Here is a 26,397-nt window from a genome sequence, read left to right as displayed (position 1 = left end):
CGGCAGGACACAGGACATCACCATGAAAATCTATCCGCAGCAGGTCGTTTGCAAACATTGCGACAGTCTGTATACCCGAAAACCTGTGCGGTCCGGCGAGGCCGCACATTGCCAGCGTTGCCGTGCCGTACTGTATCGGGGAAGCTGGCTGAGTCTGGAACAATGGTTTGCGCTGACGGTCACCGCCGCGCTGTTTTTCATTATCGCCAATGCCTTTCCGGTGCTGGAAATTCAGTTTCATGGTCAGGTGCAGGCGGCAACGTTGTGGCAAACCGCGATGGCGCTGGCGTACAGCTACGCATCGCCACTGGCCATTCCGCTGGCCATGCTGATCATCGTCTGTCCGTGTCTGCAAATTGTCTTATTGGGTTGGGTGTTATGGCACGCCTGCCGGAAAAAAGCCGCGCCGGGGCTCGCTTCTGCGATGCGTTTGCTGGCCGGGCTGGCGCCCTGGAGCATGGCGGAAGTGGCGTTGCTGAGCATTCTTATCGCCGCCATCAAACTCTCGGGACTGGTGCAAATCACCCCCGGCCCCGGCACATGGGCGCTGCTCGGGTTGTGCCTGTTATTACCGGTGATCAACCATCAGGATTTCCACCCGCTGTGGAGCCTCAAAACGCTAAAAGGCCAGCGCGAATGACGCCGGTTCCGCACGCATTAACGCAGGGCATCGTGCGCTGTCATGTCTGCGGACTGGCCTGCGAACAGGTGCCTGGCGTGCGGGCGTTGCCGTGTCCGCGCTGCCATGCGCCGCTGCATCCGCGATTGCCGGACAGCCTCAGCCAGTCATGGGCATTGCTGCTCACCGGGCTGTTGCTGTATCTGCCCGCCAATTTACTGCCGGTGATGTACAACAGTTTTGCCGGTCGCGGCAGTGAAAGCACCATTCTGGGCGGTATTGCCGGGTTCTGGGATGCCGGTGATTACATCATCGCAGCAATCATTTTTACCGCCAGCATTGTCGTGCCGTGTGCTAAGTTCCTGATCCTCGGCGGGCTGCTGATCGCGGTACAACGACGTCCCGCTTCCGGTCAGCTTCGTCGCTCGCGCCTGTTCCGCCTGACGGAACATATCGGTTACTGGTCGATGCTCGATGTGATGGTGGTCGCGATGATCGCAGCGCTGGTGCAGTTCCCCGGCCTCAGCACTGCCGAACCGCGCATCGGTATTGTTTTTTTTGGCGCAGTGGTGATCTTCACCCTGCTGGCTGCCCTGAAGTTCGACCCGCGTTTGCTCTGGGAAAATCAGAATAATGACTGAACACGCTTCACCCCCGCCGGACATTGTCCCGCGCCGTTTTCGCCCCTCGCTGATCTGGCTGGTACCCGCCATAGCGGCATCAGTGGGTTTGTTTTTGCTGTTACAGGTCTGGGCGGATACCGGCCCGGAAATCTCCATTACTTTTCAGACCGCCAGCGGATTAGAAGCCGGTAAAACCGAAGTGAAATACAAAGACGTCACGGTCGGGCGGGTGAAATCGATTTCGCTCAGCCCCGACAGCCGGCGCGTGCTGGTCACCGTTTCACTGATGAAAAACGCCGAAAATCTGCCCAGGGAGGACACCCGTTTTTGGGTCGTGCGTCCGCGCATCGGCATGGGCGGCGTATCGGGTATCGATACCCTGCTTTCCGGCGCGTATATCAGCCTTGATACCGGCACATCGCAGAAATCCGGCAGTGACTTTCAGGGACTGGAATCGCCCCCGGCGGTGATCAACGGGATGCCCGGCAAACAGTTTGAAGTGGTAGCCGACGATCTGGGTTCACTGGATATCGGTTCGGCGGTGTATTACCGCCGCGTGCCGGTCGGGCGGGTCTCTTCCTATGCGCTGCGCCCTGACGGCAAAGGCGTCAGCCTGAACGTATTTATCGATGCGCCGTATGACCGGTTCGTCACTTCCGCCACCCGTTTCTGGAATGCCAGCGGCGTGGATTTATCACTCGATTCTGAAGGTTTGCAGATCAAAACGCAGACCATGGCGTCGGTGATAGCCGGTGGCATCGCGTTTGCCAATCCACCTGACGACAGCACGGCAAAACCGGCAGCCAGCCACCGCGTATATACGCTGGCAGACGATCAGGCCTCGGCAATGACCCCGCCGGACGGCACGCCGCAGGTGTTGCAGTTGCGCTTCCAGCAGTCGCTGCGCGGCATGAAAACCGGCGCGCCGGTGGAGTTTTCCAGCGTGAAGCTCGGGAAAGTCACGGCGATTGAGCTCGATTACGACCCTGCCGCTTCACGGTTTATCTCGGTGGTGACGATTGAGGTGTATCCGAACCGCTTAGGACATGTGCAGGAGAAACTGCCGAAACCTGAAAAAGACGGCCAGCAGCAGGCTGCCACGTTCCTGCGCGACATGGTGAAACACGGACTGCGGGCGCAGGCGCGCACCGGCAATCTGCTCACCGGACAGTTGTATATCTCGCTCGATTTTGTGCCTTCGGCGCTGCCGGTGTCTTTTGATATGACTGTGCGACCGTTGCAGATCCCGACACTCAATGGCGGCTTTGATCACCTGCAGGAACAGCTCGCGACACTGATTGGCAAGTTATCGACAATGCCCATTGAGTCGATTGGCAGCAATCTGAATGCCACACTGGGCAATCTCAATCAGACGCTGATTCAGGTGAACCGTCAGGTTCTGCCACAAACCACGCAAACCCTGCGCCAGTTCGATCAGACGATGGGCAGCGCACAAACCCTGCTGGCAGCGGACTCTCCGCTGTTGCAAACGCTGGCCGAATTCCAGCGGACATTATATTCCCTGCGCACCCTCACCGGCCTGCTCACGCGCCAGCCACAGGCGCTGATCGCCGGAAGAAACAGTGAAAATAAGGAGCAACCATGAATGTCCTTCGCGTGATAACCGGGGTTTGCCTCCTGCTGGGGTTAAGCGGTTGCGCCTCTCCTGCGCCTCATTATTACACCCTGATCACACCTGCGGAGAATGCGCCATCTGCGATACCACCGGCTGCATTTGTGCTGCGCGTACAACCGGTGACCGTGCCTGAACAGCTTAATCAGCCGCAACTGGTGATACGTAAAAGTGACGGCGAAATCGTGATATCGGATAGCGCATTGTGGGCCGCGCCGCTGCCGGAGGAAATACGCAGTGCGCTGTCGGCGCAGCTTGAACGCTCGCTGAATACAACAGACATCCGCGAATTGACACCGCCGCCCGATAAACCGGTTATCACCCTGCGCGTAACCGTGCAGCAACTGGATGCCTGGCCGCAACGTCACGCCAGCCTGACAGCCCGCTGGCAACTGCGTTTTGGCGCAGATGCAAAAATGCTGACCTGTCGCTCACAGCATCAGATTGCCGTGACGGGTGGCGTGCCGGAACTTATCACCGCGCAACAGAAACTGATTGCGGCACTGGCCGCCGATGTTTCAGATGCCATAAAAAGCCGCCACTGCCGCTGAAAACCGGACTTTTTCGCAATGCTTACACGGCAAAAATAGGTTTACGGCATCTTTCCGCCGTTTATCTCAAGATCAATCAGTTACCCCTGTTCTGAACTGTTAAGAAGTGTCAGCAACAGGGGCGAACCTGAGAGCACCATCATGATTTAGTCATTATAAAACAACGCATTAACACTATCCTTACGTTAGTTTCCCGCTCCGTCACTGTCTTGCCCTGCAAACTTGTAAGATATATCTTGAGGTCGTCGGCAATCAGCGAAGGAGAAAAATCATGAGCGAAACCGAACCTGCTGTACGGCGTAAAAGCAAACTGTTCACCCGTCAGGAACTGGCGCTGTTTGTGTTGCATCTGATCCAGATAAACCCGGTGCATGGCTACGAAATTATCAAAACCATCGAAGGCTATTCTATGGGGGTGTACATCCCCAGCCCCGGCGTGATTTACCCGATCCTGGCGCATATTGTTGACAACGGCTTTGCCACCGCCGCAGAAATAGAAGGCGGGAAAAAACAGTTTTCCATGACACCGGCCGGTTCTGAATATCTGGCGGCAAGAAGAAACGAAATCCGCGCCATAGAAGAAAAAATGAAAAAACGCGTGATTGAAAATAACCCGCCGCCCGCACCTGAAATAATTTACGCCATTGAGAATTTAAAAATCACCGTACGGACGAAAGCCTATAACGGTGAGGTCACGCCGGAAATATATCAGCAGATGGTTAAATACATTAATGAGGTCACGAAGAAAATTCATGATTTATGATTCCTGATTTATAAACAACGGCACATCTTTAAATAATTTTAACGGGATCCTGACTGTTTTATTTCGATAAAACAGCCGGGACTCCTTTGCCTTTAATTATATTATTTATTATTTACGGACACCAAAATGCCTTTAAGATTCTCCTGCTTATTGATACTTATCGCGCTGAGTGGTTGCGATAATTCACCACCGGCTCAGCCCACTGCCGCGCCCGCTGAAGTGGGCGTCGTCACGCTAAAAGCACAATCGTTCAATCTGGTCAGCGAATTAACCGGCCGGACCACCGCCACACTGACGGCAGATGTGCGGCCTCAGGTCGGCGGTATTATTCAAAAACGTTTATTCACCGAAGGCGACTGGGTTAAAGCCGGTCAGGCGCTGTATCAGATTGATCCGTCGTCGTATAAAGCGACGTACGATCAGGCTGCCGCTGCACTGAAAAGCGCCAAAGCGCTGGTGCTCTCGGATTGCCAGAAAGCCCGCCGTTATGCCGTACTGGTGAAAGAGCAAGGCGTGTCGCAGCAGGATGCGGAAGATGCGCAATCGGCCTGTGCAGAAGACCGCGCCAGCGTTGATGAAAAAGCCGCATCGCTGGAGTCGGCCAAAATCAATCTCGACTGGACGCGGGTCACGTCGCCGATTGCCGGTCGTATCGGCATTTCCTCCGTTACGCCGGGCGCACTGGTCTCTGCCGCGCAGGACACCGCGCTGGCGACGGTGCGAAATCTCGATTCAATGTACGTGGATCTCACCCGTTCCAGCGCCGATTTGCTCAGTCTGCGTAAACGCGCGCTGGCAGCGAACAGCGATGCTTTAAGTGTCACGCTCACCCTTGAAGACGGTTCAACCTACCCCGAAAAAGGTCGTCTGGAACTGACCGAAGTGGCGGTCGATGAAGCCACCGGTTCGGTCACGCTGCGCGCCGTGTTCCCGAATCCGCAACACGTTTTACTGCCGGGGATGTTTATCCGCGCTGACGTGGATGAAGGCGTCGTCGAAAATGCCGTGCTCGCGCCGCAACAAGGTGTGACACGGGATGCCAAAGGCGATGCCACCGCGCTGGTGGTTACCGCCGACAACAAAGTCGAACAACGTCATATCGAAACCGGCGAGGCTACCGGAACCCACTGGCTGATTGTCAAAGGTTTGCAGGCGGGCGATCGCGTGCTGGTGGAAGGCAGTGACAAAGTCACGGTGGGCGATACGGTGAAACCGGTTGAAGTGAATAACGCCGCCGCTGCGAAAAGCACAGAAGGAGCCGCCTGATGTTCTCCCGCTTCTTTGTGCGTCGCCCGGTTTTTGCCTGGGTGATTGCGATTTTGATCATGATGGCCGGGATTATGGCGATCCGCACGCTGCCGGTCGCGCAGTATCCGGACGTCGCGCCTCCCTCAGTGAAAATCAAAGCCACCTATTCCGGGGCTAACGCCGAAACGCTGGAGAACAGCGTCACGCAGGTCATCGAACAACAACTGACCGGCCTGGATAATCTGCTGTATTTCAGCTCCAGCAGCAGTTCCGACGGGTCGGTGGATATCACCGTCACCTTCAAACAGGGCACCAATGCCGATACCGCGCAGGTGCAGGTGCAGAACAAAGTCCAGCAGGCGGAATCACGCCTGCCGACGGAAGTACAGGAAGCCGGGGTGACGGTCACCAAGTCGCAGTCCAGTTTCCTGCTGATCATGGCGGTGTACGATAAAACCGACAAAACCAGCAGCTCGGATATCGCCGACTGGCTGGTCAGTAATATGCAGGATCCGCTGGCGCGCGTCAGCGGCGTCGGCAGCTTGCAGGTGTTTGGTGCGGAATATGCCATGCGCATCTGGCTGGATCCCACCAAACTGGCGGCGTATGACCTGATGCCGTCAGATGTGGAAACGGCCATCGAAGCGCAAAACGTGCAAATCTCCGCCGGTAAAATTGGCGGTCTGCCGTCTTCCGCTTCACAACAACTGACCGCCACGGTGCGTGCGCAATCACGTCTGCAAACGCCGGAGCAGTTCCGTAACATCATTGTTAAAGGCAATACCGGCGGCGCGGTGGTGCGCATCAGTGATATCGCCCGCGTCGAAATGGGCAGCGAAGATTACACCGCGTCTTCACAGCTGAACGGTCATCCGGCGGCGGGTATGGCGGTGATGTTATCGCCGGGCGCCAACGCGCTCGATACCGCCACGCTGGTGAAAAACACCATCAGCGAATACCAGCGCAGCATGCCGAAAGGTTATGACGTCGCCTATCCGAAAGACAGCACCGAATTTATTAAAGTGTCGGTGGAAGACGTCATTAAAACGCTGATCGAAGCCATCGTGCTGGTCATCGTGGTGATGTATCTGTTTATGCAGAATCTGCGCGCCACGCTGATCCCCGCGCTGGCGGTGCCGGTGGTACTGCTCGGCACGTTTGGCGTACTGGCGCTGTTCGGCTATTCCATTAACACCCTGACGCTGTTCGCGATGGTGCTGGCCATCGGCCTGCTGGTGGATGACGCTATCGTGGTGGTGGAAAACGTTGAGCGCATCATGCGTGATGAAGGGCTTCCCGCCCGCGAGGCCACCGAGAAGTCGATGGGAGAAATCTCCGGCGCACTGGTGGCGATTGCGCTGGTGCTCTCTGCCGTGTTCCTGCCGATGGCGTTTTTCGGCGGCTCAACCGGGGTGATTTACCGCCAGTTCTCCGTCACCATTATTTCCGCCATGATACTTTCCGTGGTGGTGGCGCTGACCCTGACACCGGCGCTGTGCGGCGCGTTTCTGCGCCATAAACCACAGGCTACCCGTGGTTTCTTCGGTGGCTTCAACCGTTTGTATTCGCGTACTGAACAACGCTACGAAAATGGCGTGACGCATGTGCAGCGCCGTCCGGTGGTGATGGCGCTGATTTACGGCGCCATGGCCGCACTGATGGGCGTGCTGATGTGGCAACTGCCGACCAGCTTCCTGCCGTCGGAAGATCAGGGCGAAGTCATGGTGCAATACACCCTGCCCGCCGGGGCGACAGCGAACCGTACCGAAGCCGTCAATTCCCGTGTTACAGAGTGGTTCCTCGGCAAAGAGAAAGCCAATACCAACGTCATATTCACCATCACCGGCTTTAACTTCAGCGGCAGCGGTCAGAATGCCGGGATGGCGTTTGTGTCACTGAAGAACTGGGATGAACGTCCGGGTGCCGTAAACACCGCGCAGGCGGTAGCCGGTCGCGCGATGCGGGATCTGGCGGTGATCCGCGACGCAAAAGTCATCGCCATGACGCCGCCTTCCGTGGACGGGCTCGGGCAAAGCAACGGTTTCACCTTTGAGCTGATGGCTACCGGCGGCACCAGCCGCGCGGACTTACTCAAACTGCGCACCGAACTGCTGGCACTGGCCGCCAAAAGTCCGGAACTGCAATCGGTTCGCGCCAATGATTTGCCACAAATGCCACAGTTGCAGGTGGATATCGACAACAACAAAGCCGTGGCGCTCGGGCTGACGCTCAGCGATGTCACTGCCACGCTAAGCAGCGCGTGGGGCGGCACTTACGTCAATGATTTCATTGACCGTGGCCGCGTCAAGGAAGTGTATATCCAGGGCGACAGCGAGTTTCGTTCCAAACCGGCGGATCTGAATAAATGGTTTGTGCGCAGCAGCGACGGTACCAGCATGACGCCGTTCTCCGCGTTCGCCACCACCCACTGGACCTATGGCCCGGAAAGTCTGGCGCGCTATAACGGATCAACTTCCTATGAGATCCAGGGCGAGAACACCGACGGCTACAGTTCCGGCGCGGCGATGGCAAAAATGGAAGCGCTGGCGGATAAATTACCCGCCGGTTCAACCTGGGCATGGAGCGGACTCTCTCTGCAGGAAAAGCTCGCCAGCGGTCAGGCGCTCAGCCTGTATGCCATCTCGATTCTGGTGGTATTCCTGTGTCTCGCCGCACTGTACGAAAGCTGGTCCGTGCCGTTCTCCGTGATCCTGGTGATCCCGCTCGGTCTGCTTGGCGCATCCCTTGCCGCCGAACTGCGTGGCCTGAATAACGACGTTTACTTCCAGGTGGCGCTGCTGACTACCATCGGCCTGTCGTCGAAAAACGCCATCCTGATAGTTGAGTTTGCCGAAGCAGCACTCAAACAAGGCAACACCCTGACCGCTGCCGCGCTCTCCGCTGCCCGCACCCGTTTACGCCCGATCCTGATGACGTCGCTGGCCTTTATCGCCGGGGTGATGCCGCTGGCAGTCGCGACCGGCGCAGGGGCTAACAGCCGCATCGCCATCGGTACCGGCATTATTGGCGGCACCGTGACCGCCACCTTACTGGCTATTTTCTTTGTTCCGCTGTTCTTCGTGCTGGTGAAAAAAGTCTTCACCGGTCACAAAGACGCGCAGGAGTCAGCATGATTTTTCGTCTGAGTATTATTTCGCTGGCCATGTTGCTGGCAGGCTGTATCTCGCTGGATCCCGATTATCAGCGCCCTGCCGCGCCGGTGCCTGCAGTCTGGCCTGCGCAGGGCGCACAGCCAGCGGCCACCACGGTGCTGAGCGACTGGCAGGGCATCATGGCCGATGCGCGCCTGAATGCCGTGGTGGCCAAAGCGCTGACCAGCAACCGCGATTTGCAGGAAGCGATTGCTGATATTGAAGCCGCCAAAGCGCTGTATGGCGAGCAACGCGCCAGCCTGTTCCCGACGCTGGATGCTGAGCTTTCACAAACCCGCAGCCGGACGCAGGATGCAGGCGTCAGCAGCAGCGCCACCGCCGACGGTGCGGTCAGCAGTTTTGAAATCGACCTGTTTGGCCGTAACCGCAGCCTGAGCACAGCGGCAAAAGAAACCTGGCTGGCGAGTGAATCGACCGCGCAGAACACCCGTCTGACGCTGATTTCAGAAACCAGCACCGCGTGGATCACACTGGCGGCGGACAACAGCAATCTGAAACTGGCGCAGGATACCCTGAAAAGCGCGGCGGATTCGCTGAGCATTACGCAACGGCGGCAACAGGAAGGCGTCGCCTCGGGGCCGGACGTCAGCTCTTCGATGGCGATTTATCAGCAGGCACGCGCCAGTGTCGCCAGCTACCAGACGCTGGTCGCGCAGGACATCAACGCCCTGAATCTGCTGGCGGGCGACACCGTGGCGCAAAATCTGTTGCCGGGTACGCTGGAAAGCCTGGCACCGCAGGCCATCAAACTGGTGCCCGCCGGGATTTCGTCGTCGGTATTACTGCGCCGCCCGGACGTGCTGGAAGCGGAACATAATCTGAAAAGTGCCAATGCGGATATCGGCGCAGCGCGGGCGAATTTCTTCCCGACGCTCTCGCTGACTGCCAGCGCAGGCGTCGGCAGCAGTTCGCTGTCGAACCTGTTCAGCCACGGCAGCAATGTGTGGTCGTTCGCGCCCAGCCTGAGCCTGCCTCTGTTTACCGGCGGCAGTAATACCGCGCAGTTGCGCTACGCTGAAGCGGAGAAAAAGGGGCTGATTGCCGCGTATGAAAAAGCCATCCAGAGCGCCTTTAAAGATGTGGCGGACGCCCTCGCCCGCCGTGCCACGCTCAGTGAACAGATGGATGCCCAGCAGCAATATGTTGCGGCCGCACAGCGCAGTTACGATTTGGCGCGCCGCAGTTATGAAACCGGTGCGGGCGATTATCTGACGGTGCTTACCGATCAGCGTTCACTGTGGTCGGCGCAGACCGACCTGATTGCCCTGCAACAGACTGATTTTGAAAACCGTATCACCCTGTGGCAGACGCTGGGCGGCGGCGTGAAATAGCACACTATGGCAGGAGGGCACTTGCAGCTTGATATGTCGCCCCAATATAGCGCTACACTATAAGGCTGCAATGTCACCTGCCAGGAGCAATGATAATGAACAGAGAACTGAATGATTTTGAACGTTTTGTCATCGAAAACAAAGGGACAGAGCGCCCGAATACCGGTGAGTATAACGACCACTTTTCACCGGGCCGTTACGTCTGTAAAAGATGTTCTGCGCCGCTGTATTCATCAGAACACAAATTCGAATCCCATTGCGGCTGGCCCGCTTTTGACGATGAAATTCCGGGTGCGGTTGAACGTGTGCCGGATGCCGATGGCCGCAGAACAGAAATTGTGTGTGCCAACTGCAAGGCACATCTGGGGCATGTTTTTGAGGGGGAATATTTAACTGAGAAGAATCTGCGCCATTGTGTCAATTCCGTTTCAATGATTTTTGAAAGTGCCGATGCGCAAGGGAATTACCACAAAGCAGAATAATCGCTTATTTCTGCTGTGATAAACGAATAAAAAGAAGGGCCGCACAGGGGCAGCCCTTAAAAGGAAGAACTCCAACAATATTATAATGGCATGATGTTTTACCCTAAGGGTTGCTCAATAAACATCATGCCGGCATTATAATTGAATCAGATTTATTTTCTATTCTCATTGCGTCTGTAAAAAGTAATAACTTTGTAAGACAGCGTTATTATTACCACGTCTTACCGATATTAAACTGGAATTGCTCCGCACTGTCCCCTTCATATTTCACCAGCGGCTGCGCATAAGAGAACACCAGCGGGCCGAGCGGGGATTGCCATTGCAGCGCAATACCACTGGAAACACGAATATGTGTCGGGTCGCTGTAATCCGGAATACCCGCGGCTTCGGTCGCTGAGGTATTTTCCCATCTCGTATCCCACACCGTACCGGAGTCGACAAATAATGAGGTACGCACTGAACTGGCGTATTTCTCGCTGATGAACGGCGTCGGCACATACAGTTCCGCGCTGGCAATCGCCATCGCATTACCGCCCACCGCATCAGTCGATTTGGTCACCGGACAGGTGGAATACGAGCTGTCCGCGCTGCTGCATTTGTAATACGCCGCTTTCGGCCCGATGGTGTTGGAGGAGAAACCGCGAACCGAGCTGGAGCCACCTGCGTAGAAGTTGTCGTAGAACGGGACTTCGTTGCTGCCAATGCCTGCCGCGTAACCGGCTTTGGCGCGGCCCATCAATACCCAGTCCGATTTGTCGCTCAGCGGAATGTAATGGTTGGCATCAAAGGTGATTTTGTAATAGCTATCGTCCGAGCCAGGCGTGGTCACTTTTGCCGCCAGGCTGGCGCGCGTGCCGGATGACGGGAAGAAGCCACGGTTAAGATCGTTATACGCCCAGCCGACACTGGCGAAGAAGTCATTGGTGCTCAGTTGAGCATCGCTGTTGGTGGACGTCGTTACCAGCCCCGGCTGTACGCCGCTGGCATTGAGATAGCGCCAGACCGCGACCTGCGGTTCCATATCACTCAGCGTACTGTGAACATAATCCAGCCCCAGATTCAGCGTATTGTTTTCGCTGACCGGCAGGCCAAGATTCACGCCTGTGCCGTAACTTTGCAGATTATACGCCGCCAGATCGTTATCTTCCGCGTCGTAATGGTTGTAGAACACTTTGCCGCCAAGGCTGATGCCATCAACGGTGTAATACGGGTTGGTGGCCGAGACTTCGACATAGGTCTGATAGGAGTTGCGCGTGCCGCTGAAACTGACCGTATTACCGCTGCCCAGCCAGTTGTCCTGCGTTACGCCCAACTGATAACTGATGCCGCTGTCGGTGCCATAACCCAGGCCCACGTTGAATGTGCCGGTGTTACGCTCTTTAACTTTATACACCACATCAACCTGATCCGCTGAACCGGGCACCGGCTGGGTATCCACATCAACCGACTCGAAATAGCCGGTACGGTTGAGGCGATCTTTGCCCTTCTGCACCAGATCATTGCCCAGCCACGCGCCCTCCATCTGGCGCATTTCGCGCCGCAGCACTTCATCTTTCGAGGTGTCATTGCCTTCAAAACGAATGCGGCGCACCGAATAACGGTTGCCGGTATCCACGCTGATATGCAGTTTCACGGTTTTATCCGTTTCATTAATGTCGCTTTGCGTCGTGACATGCGGATAGGCATAGCCGTAGCGGCCCAGCAGATTTTTGATGTCACCTTCCACTTTGGTGACTTTCGCGCCGTTATACAATTCACCGGCAGGAATGGTGGCGAGCGATTCAACTTCGGAAGAATGTCCGGCCATGTCGCCGGTCACTACCACGCCGGACACGGTATATTGCGCACCCTCAGTAATATTGACGGTAATATAAATCCCTTTCTTATCCGGCGTTAAACTGACCTGGGTGGAATCAATATTAAAACGGGCATAACCGCGGTCGAGATAAAAACTGCGAAGTGTTTCTAAATCACCTGACAGTTTTTGTTTTTCATATTTTTTATCGCCAATCACATTCCACCACGGCACCTCATCGCGTAGCTGGAAATGGGCGATTAAATCGTCACTGGTAAAAGCTTTATTGCCCACAATATTGATTTGTTGAATTTTTGCCGACACACCTTCGGTAAAGACCAGTTTCACGTCCACGCGGTTACGCGGCAACGGCGTCACCACCGCTTTTACACTCGCGCTGTATTTGCCGACGCTGTAATAAAAATCTTCCAGTCCCTTTTCAATCGACGAAATGGTGGTGCGATCCAGCGCGTCCCCGACGCGGATCCCTGAGGCTTCCAGGTTCTGCTGCAACATCTCGTCCTTTATGGCTTTGTTGCCCGAGAACGTAATGCTGGCAATCGTTGGCCGCTCTTTCACCTGAACAATCAGCGTGTTGCCATCTTCAAGCACCTTCACATCGTCAAAATTGCCGGTCGCAAACAAGGCACGGATCGTCTGGCTGATATCGTCATCGGATACCGTATCGCCCACGCGCACGGGGATGCTCAGCAAGGCTGCGCCGACGGTGACCCGCTGCAATCCTTCGACGTGAATGTCTTTTACGACAAACCCGCCGGCAGCAAAAACCGGGGCACTGCTGAACAGCAGCGACGCTAAGAGTAATTTTTTCATTGTCATGTGATCCGTGCTCGCCGTTTTTCAACTAACAAAAATTCCTGTTAACAAAATATTTTGCTATCAGAAGAAATAACCTCGCTAACAGACTGTGGGATATATAGGAGGTTCAGCGGCAAACATTTGATTTTCGTAAAACATGACGTTGGATTACAGATTACTTACATTATTTTCGTCGGGTGAACAGTTGCGGTCCGGGCAACATCGTCGGGCGCGATTACCCCTGAGAAGAGAACGCTTTTAAGGTAACGCTGTCGGGTAATGCGGTCATTGCGCCTCTGGCGGTGGTGGCAAGAGCACCGCATGCCAGTGCCTGATGAATGATCTGTTGCCAGACACTCTCCGAGGTCAGCGGCCAGTGTTGCGCCAGCCCGGCCAGTAATCCGGCGACAAAAGCATCTCCGGCGCCGGTGGTATCCACCGCTTTCACTTCGGGGGCCGGATAGTGCTTCAGACTGGCATTATTTTTCCGGTAAACCGAAACCCCCAGTTTTCCCTGCGTGACCAGCAGCAGCTCGGGATTATAGCGGTCACACAGACGCAGCATCCCCTCCGACAGCAACGCTTCGCCCGTCAGAAATTCCAGCTCATCCTCTGAGACTTTAATCACATCAGCCAGCGACAAGGCGCGGGCAAGATTTTCACGCAGTTGTCCCTCATCAGACCACAAGTCATGCCGGATATTGGGATCAAAACAGACATAACCGCCTGCCGCTTTCATCTTCGCCATTGCCAGAAAGGCGGAGGAACGTGAAGGTTCCGCAGATAACGCGATTGAGCATAAATGTAAAAAATCCCCGGGATGGAAAGCCGGAATATCGGTGGCCTGGAGGAATAAATCCGCGCCCGGACGCACCATAAACGTGAAAGAGCGTTCGCCGTCAGCATCGTTTTCCACCACCACTGTGGAGGTACGGTGATGAGGGTCAAGGTACATACAGTCAATATTCACCCCCTCATCCGCGAGGGTTTTCATCAGGAACTTCCCGAAAGGGTCATCGCCCACGCGTCCGATAAATGCGCTGTCTCCCCCGAGGCGGCGGATCCCGACGGCAACATTCGCCGGTGCCCCGCCCGGGCATTTTAATAAGCGGTCATCCTCTTCAGCGATCAGATCCACCACGGCGTCACCCAAAACCCAAATCCGGTTATTCATCTTCATTCCTTTTTTAAATCCTGATAAATCGTCTGTCGATAAAATAGAAGAACCGGTTTAGCTAATCAAGAGCAAATGAATTTTCAGGACGAGAGATGGAATTGCCAGCAAGATCACAAATCCAGCACAAGGCTGCCGAACTTCGTTGCGTAAATACATAACGGGCGTTTATTGTGCTCAGGAAAACCAGTTTAGCAATTTAGCAAAATGGTTTTCCCATAATAATTAAACTTCCTCTGAAGGGATAAAAATGATGATGAAACCTCGCTATCTTGCTGTTGCTATTGGACTTATTCTTTCTTCTGCGGCCCAGGGTGCCGATATCTCCGCCAGTGCGATTGAAGCGCGCTTTGCGGCGATGGAAAAACGACTACAACTCGCCGAAAGCCGCGCCGCTAAGGCCGAAGCCCGTGCTACGCAGGCAGAACAGCAGGTTAAGCAACTCGAAACTCGCACCGCCAGCAACGAACAGCAAACCCGTCAGGTGGCGAAGACGGCTGAAATCACCCAGCAGCAAACTGCCGATGTGGCTAAACGCACTGAAACGTTAGCCGCTGATAACAATAAAAACAGCAGTGATAACAGCGGGTTTAAATTCACGGGATATGCCCGTTCCGGCGTGATCATGAATGACTCGGCGACCTCCACGGAAAGCGGCCCGTACGTGACGCCTGCCGGACAAACAGGCGGTGCAGTCGGGCGTCTTGGCAATGAAAACAACACCTACGTCGAGCTGAATCTGGAGCATAACCAGACAATGGCCAGCGGCGCGACTTCCCGCTACAAAGTCATGCTGGCTGACGGTCAGCGCAGCTACAACGACTGGACCGGCGCGACCAGCGATTTAAATATCCGTCAGGCCTTTGTTGAACTCGGCTCGCTGCCGACGTTCACCGGTCCGTGGAAAGATTCCACGCTGTGGGCGGGTAAACGCTTTGACCGCGATAATTTCGACATTCACTGGCTCGATTCCGACATCATCTTCCTGGCGGGGACCGGCGGCGGGATCTATGACGTCAAATGGGGAGATAACCTGAAAAGTAACTTCTCGCTTTACGGAAGAAACTTTGACGATCTTGAAGACGATAACAACGATGATACCCGCATCGAAAATTACATTGTCACAGCCAACAACTATGCCGGGCCTTTCCAGTGGATGCTGAGCGGGTTGCGTGCCAAAAACAATCAGGATCGCGAAAATAGCGGCACAAATGGGATCACTAATGCGGCGGATACCGGCTTCCATACCATGCTGGCGTACCACGGCGACAGTTTCTATGGTCTGCGTGAAGGGTCATCCAAAACCGCGCTGCTTTACGGTCACGGACTGGGGGCGGAGGTGAAAGCACTGGGCTCTGACGGACATCTGACTGACGATGCCAGTACACTGCGTCTGGCAACCTACGGCATCACACCGATCAGCAAAAACTGGAGTATTGCTCCGGCTGTTCTGGCTCAGCAGAGCAAAGACCGTTATGTCTCCGGCGATGACTATAAATGGCTGACCTTCAACACCCGGCTGATTCAGCAAATTACCGAGAACTTCGAGCTGGCGTATGAAGGCAGCTATCAGTATATGGATCTCAATCCGCAGGGTTACAGCGATTACAACAAAGTGAAAGGCGGTTTCTACAAACTGACCTTCGCACCGACCTTCAAAGTGGGCGATATCAGCAACATGCTGAGCCGCCCTGAAATCCGCTTCTTTGCCACCTACATGGACTGGAGCAAAGAACTCGACAGTTATTCCTCCAGTGATTCATTTGGTACTGATGGCTTTACAGCGGGCGGACAGTGGAATTTCGGCATCCAGATGGAAACCTGGTTCTAAACGGCAGGGTTTGATTTAAAAAAAAAGCACCCGGTCTGACCGGGTGTTAACGGTAATGACAAATTAAGGGATTCTATGAACATCAATGCAATCGCGACTGAGCTGCTTCCGCTGTTGGGTGGGAAGGACAATATTGCCAGCGCGGCACACTGCGCCACACGTCTGCGCCTGGTGCTGGCAGACGACAGTCTGATCAACAAAAGTGCTATCGAAAAAGTGGAAGGCGTAAAAGGCTGTTTCAGCAACGCCGGACAGATTCAGATCATTTTTGGTACGGGACTGGTGAACAAGGTGTACGCCGAGTTTATTAAAGTGGCCGGTATCAGCGAATCGAGCAAATCCGAAGCCGCCGATATTGCGGCGCGAAAACTCAATCCCTTCCAGCGACTCGCGCGCGTGCTGTCGAATATCTTTGTGCCGATTATTCCGGCGATTGTCGCATCCGGCCTGCTGATGGGGCTGCTCGGCATGGTGAAAACCTACGGCTGGGCCAACCCTGAGAGCGCGATTTTTATCATGCTCGATATGTTCAGCTCGGCGGCATTTATCATTCTGCCGATCCTGATTGGTTTCACTGCCGCGCGCGAATTTGGCGGTAATCCGTTCCTGGGTGCAACACTGGGCGGCATTCTGACTCACCCGGCACTGACTAACGCCTGGGGCGTTGCCAGTGGTTTCCATACCATGAATTTCTTTGGTATCGAAATTGCGATGATCGGTTATCAGGGCACGGTATTCCCGGTTTTGCTGGCGGTCTGGTTTATGAGCTTCATCGAAAAACGCCTGCGCAAAGTGATCCCTGATGCACTGGATCTGATCCTGACGCCTTTCCTGACGGTCATCATTTCCGGTTTTATCGCTTTCCTGATCATCGGCCCTGCGGGTCGTGCGCTCGGGGACGGTATCTCCTTTATTCTCAGCACGTTAATTACCCATGCCGGTTGGGTGGCAGGTCTGGTGTTTGGCGGATTGTATTCGGTTATCGTGATCACCGGTATTCACCACAGCTTCCATGCGATTGAGGCCGGTTTGCTGGGGAATCCGAATATCGGGGTGAATTTCCTGCTGCCTATCTGGTCGATGGCGAATGTTGCACAGGGAGGAGCCTGTCTTGCGGTCTATTTCAAAACGCGTGATGCGAAAATTAAAGCCATTGCCGTGCCTTCAGCATTCTCCGCGATGTTGGGCATAACGGAAGCGGCAATTTTTGGTATCAACCTGCGCTTCATGAAACCGTTTCTCGCCGCTCTGGTCGGCGGTGCGCTTGGCGGCGCCTGGGTGGTTGCGATGCACGTCAATATGACGGCGGTTGGCCTGACCGGTATTCCGGGGCTGGCCATCGTCCAGTCCAGTTCGATTCTCAGCTACCTGATTGGTCTGGTGATTGCCTTCGGCAGCGCATTCCTGTTGTCATTGCTGCTGAAATACAACACGGAGAGTGAAAAATGACAGAAGTCAGTTTGCTGAAAAAAGCGCTGCGCAGTGTGGTGGCCGGTCAGGTCAGAGCGGCGGCAGATCCTTATCGACCCGGCTGGCATCTCGCGCCGCCGGTCGGGCTGCTCAATGACCCTAATGGCTTTATCCAGCATAACGGTCGATTCCATTTGTTCTATCAATGGAACCCGCTGGCCTGCGCGCACGGTGCCAAGTTCTGGGGGCACTGGAGTTCAGCAGATTTACTTCACTGGCAGCATGAACCACTGGCGCTGGCGCCGTCAGAAGAATACGAAACCCACGGCTGTTATTCCGGCTCAGCCGTAACAGACAACGGCCAACTGACGCTGATTTACACCGGCAACGTGAAATATCCCGATGGCAGCCGCACGGCGTTTCAGTGTCTGGCGCGCGAAAATGCTGAGGGTGAGTTTGATAAAACCGGGCCGGTATTCAACCTGCCGCAAGGCTATACCGGACATGTCCGGGATCCGAAAGTCTGGTGGCATGACAAACACTGGTACATGGTGCTGGGCGCTCAGGATCTCAGCCTTCAGGGTAAAGTGTTATTGCTGCGATCTGACGATTTATCCGCGTGGGATCTGCTCGGCGAAATTGCCGGTTCAGGTTTACACGGGCTGGGTGAGTTCGGTTACATGTGGGAGTGCCCGGACTTATTCCGGCTGGCCGAAAACGACATTCTGATTTGCTGCCCGCAAGGTTTAGCGGCGGAATCTGACCGTTATCTGAATACCTTCCAGTCGGGTTATTTTGTCGGACAACTGGATTACGCCAATGCCACGTTTACGCACGGCGATTTCGCTGAGCTGGATCTGGGGTTCGAATTTTATGCACCGCAAACCACGCAAACGGATGACGGGCGACGCCTGCTGATTGGGTGGATGGGGATCCCGGACGGCGATGAATTTTTCCAGCCAACGATACAAAACGGCTGGCTGCATACCCTGACCTGCCCGCGCGAACTGACACTGGTCGCGGGAAAAATCATCCAGAAACCGGCCCGTGAACTGCAACAACTTCGTCGTGACGAGCAGACATGGCAAGGGATTGCGGACTATTGCCTGCCTCTGGACATCACCCACGCCGAGACAGAGATTGTCACTGAGCACCCCTTCATCGCCGATTTTGGTGGTGATATGACCCTCAGCTTCGACGGAGAATGGCTGCGTTTAAGCCGTAAAAACCGGCGTACGGGTGAGCCTGAACATCGTGTCTGGCAGGGTCAGTTACGTAAGCTGACGGTGTTAAGCGATGCATCGAGCCTTGAAATTTTCATTAATGACGGAGAAGCGGTGATGTCCACACGCTATTTCCCTGTTTTACCAGCACAATTGAACTTGCAGGGTTCTCATCAGATTACGCTGCGCCACTGGTCGTTGGCGGAATGCGTGATAGAATAAATGTCTTTCCGGACAACAGAATATGGCGCAGTGAAAAAGACCAAACGCATCACTATCAGTGGCATAGCCGAACTGGCTGGCGTATCGAAATCGACTGCCAGCCAGGTACTCAACGGGCACAGCAAGAAGTTTCGTATCTCCGATCCTACCCGGGATCGGGTGCTCGCCGTGGCGGCTGAACATCATTATCAGCCGAGCATTCACGCCCGCTCGCTGAATGTCAGCCGCAGTTTCACCCTGGGGCTGGTGGTGCCGGAAATGACCAACTACGGTTTTGCTGCCTGTTCTAACGAACTTGAAACACTGTGTCGTGAGAACGGCATGCAGCTGCTGATTGCCTGTACGGATGAAAATACCAGCCAGGAAACCATGGTGGTCAATAATCTCATCCAGCGTCAGGTCGATGGCCTGATTGTGGCGTCCAGCATGCTCAGCGATGCGGAATACGTAAAAATCAGCCAGCAAGTCCCCGTCGTTTTGTTTGACCGTCATATGCAGGACACGCAGCTCCCTATTGTTGTCTGTGAAGCCATCGAATCTTCAGCAGAACTGGTTTCGCGGATAGCGAAAATTCAGCGGGACGAGTTTTATTTTATCGGCGGCCAGCCGCGAATTTCTCCGACCCGCGATCGCCTCGCAGGCTATCAGCTTGGCCTGCAGCGGGCAGGTGTCAGTCTCGACCCCGACTGGATTGTGTACGGCAACTACCACCCGAGCTCCGGCTACGAAATGTTTGCGCAGCTGTGTGCCCGGCTTGGGCGTCCACCCAAAGCGCTTTTCGTGGCCTCCTGCGGTTTGATGGAAGGGGTTCTGCGCTATATGAGTCAGCATCAATTGCTTGAGAGTGATATCCATCTTTGCAGTTTTGACGATCACTATCTTTACGACTCGCTGTCCGTGAAAATTGATACCGTCGCTCAGGACTGCGGGGAGCTGGCCATGCACTGCTTCAGCATGATCAGTGATCTGATGAATGAACACCCCATCGCACAGCCACAATGCTTTTTAACCCCTAAATTGCACTGGCGTTCCCCGCACTTCTCGCAGATCAAATAGATATTCAATGTCGTCACATGAGGATGATGAGAGATGTTAATTCATCTCGCGTCATCTGATTGTTCCTGCCAGCTTTGCTTCATCATGTCCCGGCTACGACAGCGGCGAACTCATCATTTCGCTGCCTGAAAGGGTGCTGCACACAGTTGCACCGGCAAATAGCACAGAGAAAATCACAAAACCTTTTGCATTAAATTGACACATTTTGTTATGTTATCACATATCAAAACAGTCGCAGCGATGAACAGGTTTAGGGAATGACATACAACAGGACGCAAAATACTGAACCGGTTCTCGCAGTGGAAGGGCTGACAGTGCGGCTCGCAGGTGAAGAACGCGTCAGCGGACTGAGTTTCAGCGTCAGTGCGGGCGAACGGGTTTGTCTGCTTGGTGCTTCCGGCTCCGGTAAATCACTGACTGCCAAAGCCATCACCGGCACGCCGCCTGCGGGCGCGATACACGGCGGCAGCATTCGGGTGAATAGCGTCGAAGTGCGCGGCATACATCCGGTTTCACGTTGTGCTGCCAGCCGCGTCGCCACGGTTTTTCAGGATTCTTCCACCGCACTGAACCCGCTGATGACGCTCGGAAAACAGCTACGTCTCGCCCTGCCCGCCGCCCGCGAAGACGAAATCTGCACGATGCTGGATGCCGTCGGGCTGGGCGATATTGCACAATTTTCCACCCGTTATCCGGCGGAGCTTTCCGGCGGTCAGCGCCAGCGTTTGTGCCTGGCGCTGGCGATGCAATCCTCTTCTTCGCTGCTGGTGGCGGATGAACCGACCACCGCGCTCGACGTGCTGACCCAGCAACAGGTTTTACAGGTCATGCATAACGCCTGCACCCGCCCGCAATCACCCCGGGCGCTGCTGTTTATCACCCATGATATTGCCGTCGCCGCGCAGCTATGCGAGCGCGCACTGGTAATGGAAAACGGCGTGCTGGTGGAATCTGCCGGTATGGCGCAGTTACTCCGTCATCCGCAACATCCTTATTCCAGAAAACTGGTTCACGCTGCAAGACAGGCCGCCGCGCTGCATCAGAATGCCGCGTCGCTGCGCGGGGTTGCCGTCTGATGGAATCTTCACTGCATCTGTTCACCGAACCGTTTCTGCATCTGCATAACGTCAGCCGCCATTTCGCCCTGCCGCGTTCCGGCTGGCGCAGGCAGCACGCTGCGCTTTTTGAGCATCTGTCGCTGCGTATCGGCCACCACGAAACGCTCGGGCTGGTCGGCGCGTCCGGCTGCGGAAAATCCTCCCTGCTGAAAATCTTGCTGGCGCTTGAATCTCCCGACAGCGGTGAAGTATATTGCGCCGGTGTTAAAATTCGCCCCGGCTCTGCACGGTCTCTGCGCGCATACCGGCAGCGCGTGCAGTACATTCCGCAGGATCCGGCCGGTTCGCTGCCACCGGCTCAGACCGTTTATCAGATTATTGCCGAACCGCTGAAACGCCTCGGGTTTAGCGGCAATATCCGTCTGCGCGTGACTGACGTGATGGCGCAGGTCTGCCTGAACGAAACGTTGATAGGGCGTACGGCAGCCGGACTCTCCGGCGGGCAGGCGCAGCGGCTGGCGATTGCCCGTGCGCTGGCGATCCGCCCGCAATTTCTGGTGGCCGACGAGCCGGTGAGCGGGCTGGATCTTCCCCTGCGCGGGCAGATCAAACAACTGCTGCAACAGGTGACGCAGCAAAATGGCATGGGCCTGCTGATGGTCACGCACGATATCTCGATGGTGGCCGGGCTATGCGCCCGGTTGCTGGTAATGCACGGCGGCAAAATTGTGGAAGACCGCGCCACACAGGATATTTTGCGCGCCCCGGACCATACGCATACCCGACAACTGCTGCAGGCCATTCCTCATTTACCTTTGACCGTTAACGGATAACCGGATGCTGACCCGTTCCATTGCCCGCGCTTCTGCGCCAAAACCACCGCTGCTGCTCGCCAGCAATCTGGTATTTAACATTGGCTTTTATGCCGTCGTGCCGTTCCTGGCGATTTTTCTGCGCGACGACTTATTGCTTTCCGGCTGGGCGATCGGGCTGGTGCTGGGTTTGCGGACATTCTCGCAACAGGGCATGTTTTTGCTCGGCGGGGCACTGTCTGACCGCTACGGCGCACGGGTCATCATTCTGCTGGGCTGCGTGGTGCGTATCACCGGTTTTCTGCTGCTCGGGCTTTCCGACACACTGGCACCGGTGATTCTCGGCGCCTGTCTGACCGGCATCGGCGGCGCACTGTTTTCCCCTTCGATCGAAGCGCTGCTGGCACAGGCAGGAACGCACAGCGAGAAAGCCGGAAAACGCAGCCGGGCAGAATGGTTCGCGCTCTCGGCGGTCTGCGCGGAACTGGGTGCGGTGCTGGGGCCATTGCTCGGATCGCTGCTGTCCGGTTACGGTTTTCAGCCGGTGGCGCTGGCCGGCTCCGGTCTGTTTCTGATGGCGCTGGTGGTGTTGTTTTTCACGCTGCCCGCCACGCCGGAACGCGCCGCTGAACTGAAAATTGTGCCGTGGTGGCAGACCTTCCGTCAGCCGCGTTTTGTGGCCTTTATTATTGCCTACAGCGCTTATCTGTTCAGCTACAACCAGTTGTATCTGGCGCTGCCGGTGGAGCTGCGCCGTTCGGGCGGCAGCGAGCAGGACCTCGGGCCGCTGTTCGTGCTGGCCTCGGTTCTGGTGATCGTTCTGCAAATGCCGCTGGCGCGTTTTTCCCGCCGGATAGGCGCGGCGCGGATTTTACCTGCGGGCTTCGGATTGCAGTCTTCCGCGTTTATCGCCGTGGCGCTTTTCGCCTGGACAATACCGCCGGAAGGCTGGCTGCGGCTGCTGCCTTCCGTATTACTGATTACCCTGCTGACTGTCGGCCAGATGCTGATTGTGCCGGTCGGGATGGATCTCATTCCGCGCTTTGCCGGGCAACATAATCTCGGTGCGCATTATGGTGCGCTGTCGTCGATGGGCGGCGCTGCGGTGCTCGCGGGCAATTTCCTGCTCGGCGGCCTGCTCGATAACGCCCTGACACCGTCTCCGGGCGCAGTGATTCCGTGGCTGGCGCTGGCCGCCGTTCCCTTTTTAAGCGCGCTGGCGATGTGGCGAATCTGCCGCCAGTTGCCCCCTCCTGCAATCTGACAAGGAACTTCTGATGTCTCTGTTACGTGTAAGCCCGCTGGCCGGGCTGCTTTCTGCTGCCCTTTTACTGACCGGTTGCTTCAGTGAAGCCGATAAAACCCCGGAAAAAAGCGCGGATCAACGCCTGCGGCTGGCGATGTTACAGCCGCCGCGTTCCGGTCTGACGCCGCTCAGCGACGATGCATTTAAACTCTCGCGCTGGAGTACAGCAGAAACGCTGGTGACGCTCGATAAGCTCGGCGAAGCGCAACCGGCGCTGGCCATCCGCTGGCAGCCAATCGGTAATAACAGCTGGCGTTTCGCGCTGCGTGCCGGTGTGAAATTCCACGACGGCAGCCCGCTTGATGCCGCCACAGTGGTGAATGCACTGACCGTCGCCGCCCATGCCGCGCCGAAACCGCGCATTCTGGATGGCGTGCAACTGACCGCCGTGGCTGACGGCGCACTGGCGGTGATTGTGACCACCGCACTGCCGGATCCGTTGCTGCCGCAGCGTCTGTCCAGCCCGCAACTGGCGATTCTTTCACAAAAAGCCTACAGCGCCAGCGGCGTGGTGGATCCACGCCATACCGGTTCCGGCCCGTTTAAACTGGTGCAGGTGAATGGCACCAGCAGCGCCCGGCTTGAACGTTTCGCCGGTTACTGGGGTGAAAAGGCCAAAGCCAGCGGCATTGATGTCAGTTTCGTGCCGGACGGCACCGCACGCGGCGCGGCATTACGCAGCGGCACGGCGGATATTGTCGAAGCCATTCCCGTGTCTCAGGCCCCGCTGCTCGATCAGAACTTAATCCACGAGGTGCCGATGCCGCGCACCAACACGCTGTATCTCAATACGCGCCTCGGTGTCATGCAGGATCCGGCGCTGCGTGCCGCCGTTCGCGAGGCGATTAACCGTCAGCAACTGGTGGATAATGTCTACGAAAAACGCGCAGATGTGGCGCAGGGTCTGCTCGGCCCGGCACTACCCTGGGCAGCACAACTGCGCCAGCCGGTGAGCCATCCGGTAGCTGCCCGTAAACCGGCCGGTGAAACCATCACGTTAGCGACATTCAGTGACCGCGCTGAACTGCCGGAGGTGGCGGTGTACCTTGCGCAACAACTGAAGGCCGCCGGTTTTACCGTGAAACAGGTAGTGCGCGAATACTCACAAATCGAATCTGACGCGCTGGCAGGCAAGTTCGATGCCTTTATTTTATCCCGTGCGACGGTGCTGGATTCCGGCGACCCGGTGGCCTATATGTACAGCGATTTTGCCTGCAAAGGGTCGTTTAACATTGCGCAGCTTTGCCGCCCTGACATCGATCAGGCGCTGCAAAAGGCTGCCGTTATTCCGGCGGGCGCTGAACGCCGTCAGGCGATCATGCAGGCTGAAAACCGGATCCTCGCCACGGATGCTGCCATTCCAATGTTGCATGAACGGGTGATTCAGGGCGAAGCAGCGGATATTCGTGATGCAGTGCGCGACCCGCGTGAACGCACATTAATCAATGCCGCGACACAACGTGCGGTTCAGGCCGACTGATGAGTGAATCTCTGTATTGCCGCACCTGCATGGCCGTCAGCCGTGTTCGCATGAGCCAGACCGGCGGCGCGTGGATACCGCTGATTTCGCGCCTGCTGACGCTGGCCGCCATCGTGGTATTGATCGGCCTGTTGCCGTGGCTGTCGGGCAGTGATCCGGCACTGACCTTGCTGCGCGCAAAATCCGGTGAGCAGGAAGCCACGGCAGAAACGCTCAATGCGATCCGCCTTACTCTGGGGTTAGATCAGGGGCCGTGGCATGCACTGACCCACTGGCTGGCCGGTTTGTTGCGGGGTGACGCGGGAATTTCCTGGGTATCCGGCATGCCGGTTTTACCCGGCATGTTGCGGGCCACCGGCGTTTCACTGACGCTGATGGCGGTTTCCGCTGGCGTGGCGTTTCTGATTGCACTGCTGTTATGCGCGGGCACGATGATTCGTGGCTTGCAGGGCGGCACGGCACGCCCGGCCGGTTTTCTGGCCGCACTGCTGACCGCGCTGCCCGAGTTTTTACTGGCGTCGGTGCTGCTGATTACCGGCGCTGTCTGGCTGAAATTTTTCCCGCCTTATGGCTGGTCCGGCTGGTATTACGCTGTGCTGCCTGCACTGGCGCTGGGCATTCCGGCGGGTGGCTATCTCGGGCGGCTGTATTCCGATGCCCTCAGCGGTGTCTTTAATGAAAGCTGGCTGACTACCTGGAGCGTGCTGGGCATTTCGCGCCGCCATACCGCGCTGGCCATTATCCGGCGCGCATTGCCCGGGGTAATGCCGTTAACCGGACTGGTGCTGGTGTCGCTGACCGGCGGTGCAATCGCGGTGGAAAAAGTCTTCGCCATCCCCGGCCTGGGGCGCGCTACGCTGGGCGCGGCGGCAGCGGGAGATTTACCGGCGTTACAAACCGGCGTGCTGATCCTGCTGCTGCTGGCCTCCGCCATCGGCATGCTGACGGGCGGCATGCGGCGGATATTACTGGGCCGTGCGTTGTCATTGGGTGCGGTGCCGGTTCCGCAACCCGATGCCACGCCCGAGAAACAGCGGGCATGGCTGCCGTGGCTTTGTCTGAGCGTTCTGGTCGTTATGGTTCTCGCCGGTTTGCCGCGCGACCCGCTGACATCAGAGTATTTGCGCCTGCAATCCCCCTCTTTCGCTTTGCCGTTTGGCGCTGACGCGATGGGTCGTGACCTTCTCGCCCGCGTGGCGCGTGGCACATTCAGCACCTGTTTGCAGGCACTGAGTGTTTCACTGATTTGCCTGCTCGCAGGCGTGATTACCGGTGCTTTTCCCCGTGCTATGACCGGCCCGATTGAAGTCACTAACGCACTGCCGCCGGTCATTGCCGGGCTGGTGATCGCTGCCATCAATGGCCCAACAGCCACCGGCGCGGCGATTGCCGTCACCGCCGTAAGCTGGGCGCCGCTGGCAGCACATACCGCCGCGCTGGTGGCCGAAATCCGCGCAAGGCCATACATGCAGATGCTTGCGGTCATTGGCGTGGGTGCATTGCGCCGTAATGTATTTTATGTGTTTCCTGCGCTGGCAGGTCCGCTGTTGCGCCACGCCCTGCTGCGTTTACCGGGCATCGCGCTGGCGCTGGCATCATTAGGTTTTCTCGGGCTTGGCGCATCCCCGCCCGCCCCGGAATGGGGACGCGTGCTGGCGGAAGGGATGCCGTATATTGAACGCGCCCCGTGGAGTGTGCTCGCGCCTGCCGGTGCGCTGGCGCTGCTGTCCGTGATGGCGGTGACGATGAGCAGTTTGCGCTGGAAAAAAACCGTCAGGGCTGGCTGAA

The 26,397-nt window shown here is 56.5% G+C and carries 20 protein-coding genes; 18 read left to right on the top strand and 2 right to left on the bottom strand.

The genetic code is table 11. The features are described 5' to 3' along the window. The first annotated feature begins 22 nt into the window (after positions 1-22). From LC431_RS06720 to LC431_RS06680, 9 genes are all read left to right on the top strand, one after another. Entirely contained in the window at positions 23-640 is a 618-nt protein-coding gene (locus tag LC431_RS06720; RefSeq protein ID WP_119262336.1) for a paraquat-inducible protein A, read from the top strand. After that, entirely contained in the window at positions 637-1,260 is a 624-nt protein-coding gene (locus tag LC431_RS06715; RefSeq protein ID WP_013578088.1) for a paraquat-inducible protein A, read from the top strand. The genes LC431_RS06720 and LC431_RS06715 overlap by 4 nt, the downstream gene beginning before the upstream one ends. Beyond that, a complete protein-coding gene (locus tag LC431_RS06710; protein ID WP_112151446.1) occupies positions 1,253-2,848 on the top strand; it encodes an intermembrane transport protein PqiB in 1,596 nt (531 codons plus the stop codon). Before LC431_RS06715 ends, LC431_RS06710 begins: the two co-directional genes overlap by 8 nt. Continuing rightward, on the top strand, positions 2,845-3,426 hold the full coding sequence (locus LC431_RS06705) for a membrane integrity-associated transporter subunit PqiC (RefSeq protein ID WP_223509526.1): 582 nt from the start codon (positions 2,845-2,847) through the stop codon (positions 3,424-3,426). Before LC431_RS06710 ends, LC431_RS06705 begins: the two co-directional genes overlap by 4 nt. A 271-nt stretch (positions 3,427-3,697) precedes the next feature. Further along, positions 3,698-4,189: a PadR family transcriptional regulator gene (locus LC431_RS06700; protein WP_013578085.1), complete on the top strand. Its 492-nt coding sequence runs from the start codon at positions 3,698-3,700 to the stop codon at positions 4,187-4,189. Between the two features lie 126 nt (positions 4,190-4,315). Next, entirely contained in the window at positions 4,316-5,455 is a 1,140-nt protein-coding gene (locus tag LC431_RS06695; protein ID WP_013578084.1) for an efflux RND transporter periplasmic adaptor subunit, read from the top strand. Beyond that, entirely contained in the window at positions 5,455-8,571 is a 3,117-nt protein-coding gene (locus tag LC431_RS06690) for an efflux RND transporter permease subunit (RefSeq protein ID WP_121019881.1), read from the top strand. Before LC431_RS06695 ends, LC431_RS06690 begins: the two co-directional genes overlap by 1 nt. Then, on the top strand, positions 8,571-9,941 hold the full coding sequence (locus tag LC431_RS06685; protein ID WP_119262443.1) for an efflux transporter outer membrane subunit: 1,371 nt from the start codon (positions 8,571-8,573) through the stop codon (positions 9,939-9,941). Before LC431_RS06690 ends, LC431_RS06685 begins: the two co-directional genes overlap by 1 nt. Positions 9,942-10,036: 95 nt before the next feature. Beyond that, positions 10,037-10,423, top strand: coding sequence for a methionine-R-sulfoxide reductase (locus LC431_RS06680; protein WP_013578081.1), 387 nt, complete (start codon positions 10,037-10,039; stop codon positions 10,421-10,423). A gap of 211 nt (positions 10,424-10,634) precedes the next feature. Here the strand turns inward: LC431_RS06680 and bamA are convergent, their stop codons facing one another. Beyond that, positions 10,635-13,058 (bottom strand): outer membrane protein assembly factor BamA, encoded by a 2,424-nt coding sequence (gene bamA / locus LC431_RS06675; protein ID WP_223509524.1) that lies wholly within the window; start codon positions 13,056-13,058, stop codon positions 10,635-10,637. Between the two features lie 214 nt (positions 13,059-13,272). Continuing rightward, a complete protein-coding gene (locus LC431_RS06670) occupies positions 13,273-14,211 on the bottom strand; it encodes an aminoimidazole riboside kinase (protein WP_166860964.1) in 939 nt (312 codons plus the stop codon). Positions 14,212-14,461: 250 nt separating this feature from the next. Here LC431_RS06670 and LC431_RS06665 point away from each other — a divergent pair, with 250 nt between their 5' ends. The 9 genes from LC431_RS06665 to LC431_RS06625 all read left to right on the top strand — a co-directional run bounded on the left by LC431_RS06665 (position 14,462) and on the right by LC431_RS06625 (position 26,396). After that, complete coding sequence (locus LC431_RS06665; protein WP_119262343.1) at positions 14,462-16,042, top strand: carbohydrate porin; 1,581 nt, start codon at positions 14,462-14,464, stop codon at positions 16,040-16,042. A gap of 75 nt (positions 16,043-16,117) precedes the next feature. Further along, positions 16,118-17,491, top strand: a complete 1,374-nt coding sequence (locus tag LC431_RS06660; protein WP_013578077.1) for a sucrose-specific PTS transporter subunit IIBC — start codon at positions 16,118-16,120, stop codon at positions 17,489-17,491. Next, entirely contained in the window at positions 17,488-18,897 is a 1,410-nt protein-coding gene (locus tag LC431_RS06655) for a sucrose-6-phosphate hydrolase (protein ID WP_223509523.1), read from the top strand. Before LC431_RS06660 ends, LC431_RS06655 begins: the two co-directional genes overlap by 4 nt. Continuing rightward, on the top strand, positions 18,898-19,953 hold the full coding sequence (locus LC431_RS06650; protein ID WP_013578075.1) for a LacI family DNA-binding transcriptional regulator: 1,056 nt from the start codon (positions 18,898-18,900) through the stop codon (positions 19,951-19,953). Between the two features lie 257 nt (positions 19,954-20,210). Then, on the top strand, positions 20,211-21,029 hold the full coding sequence (locus LC431_RS06645) for an ABC transporter ATP-binding protein (RefSeq protein WP_013578074.1): 819 nt from the start codon (positions 20,211-20,213) through the stop codon (positions 21,027-21,029). Beyond that, a complete protein-coding gene (locus tag LC431_RS06640) occupies positions 21,029-21,844 on the top strand; it encodes an ABC transporter ATP-binding protein (protein ID WP_223509521.1) in 816 nt (271 codons plus the stop codon). The genes LC431_RS06645 and LC431_RS06640 overlap by 1 nt, the downstream gene beginning before the upstream one ends. Positions 21,845-21,848: 4 nt before the next feature. After that, positions 21,849-23,087 (top strand): MFS transporter, encoded by a 1,239-nt coding sequence (locus LC431_RS06635; protein ID WP_223509520.1) that lies wholly within the window; start codon positions 21,849-21,851, stop codon positions 23,085-23,087. Between the two features lie 13 nt (positions 23,088-23,100). Beyond that, positions 23,101-24,609, top strand: coding sequence for an ABC transporter substrate-binding protein (locus LC431_RS06630; RefSeq protein ID WP_223509519.1), 1,509 nt, complete (start codon positions 23,101-23,103; stop codon positions 24,607-24,609). Then, the gene (locus tag LC431_RS06625) at positions 24,609-26,396 is read left to right on the top strand and encodes an ABC transporter permease subunit (protein ID WP_131637415.1); all 1,788 of its coding nucleotides are present in this window, start codon (positions 24,609-24,611) and stop codon (positions 26,394-26,396) included. The genes LC431_RS06630 and LC431_RS06625 overlap by 1 nt, the downstream gene beginning before the upstream one ends. The last annotated feature ends 1 nt before the right edge of the window (position 26,397 follow it).

Origin of the sequence: Rahnella sp. GSA61A, from assembly GCF_019969905.1 — a bacterium.
Classification (GTDB): domain Bacteria; phylum Pseudomonadota; class Gammaproteobacteria; order Enterobacterales; family Enterobacteriaceae; genus Rahnella; species Rahnella aceris.
Note: the sequence above shows the minus strand (reverse complement) of the source record. Positions and strands in the feature narration are given on the sequence as shown.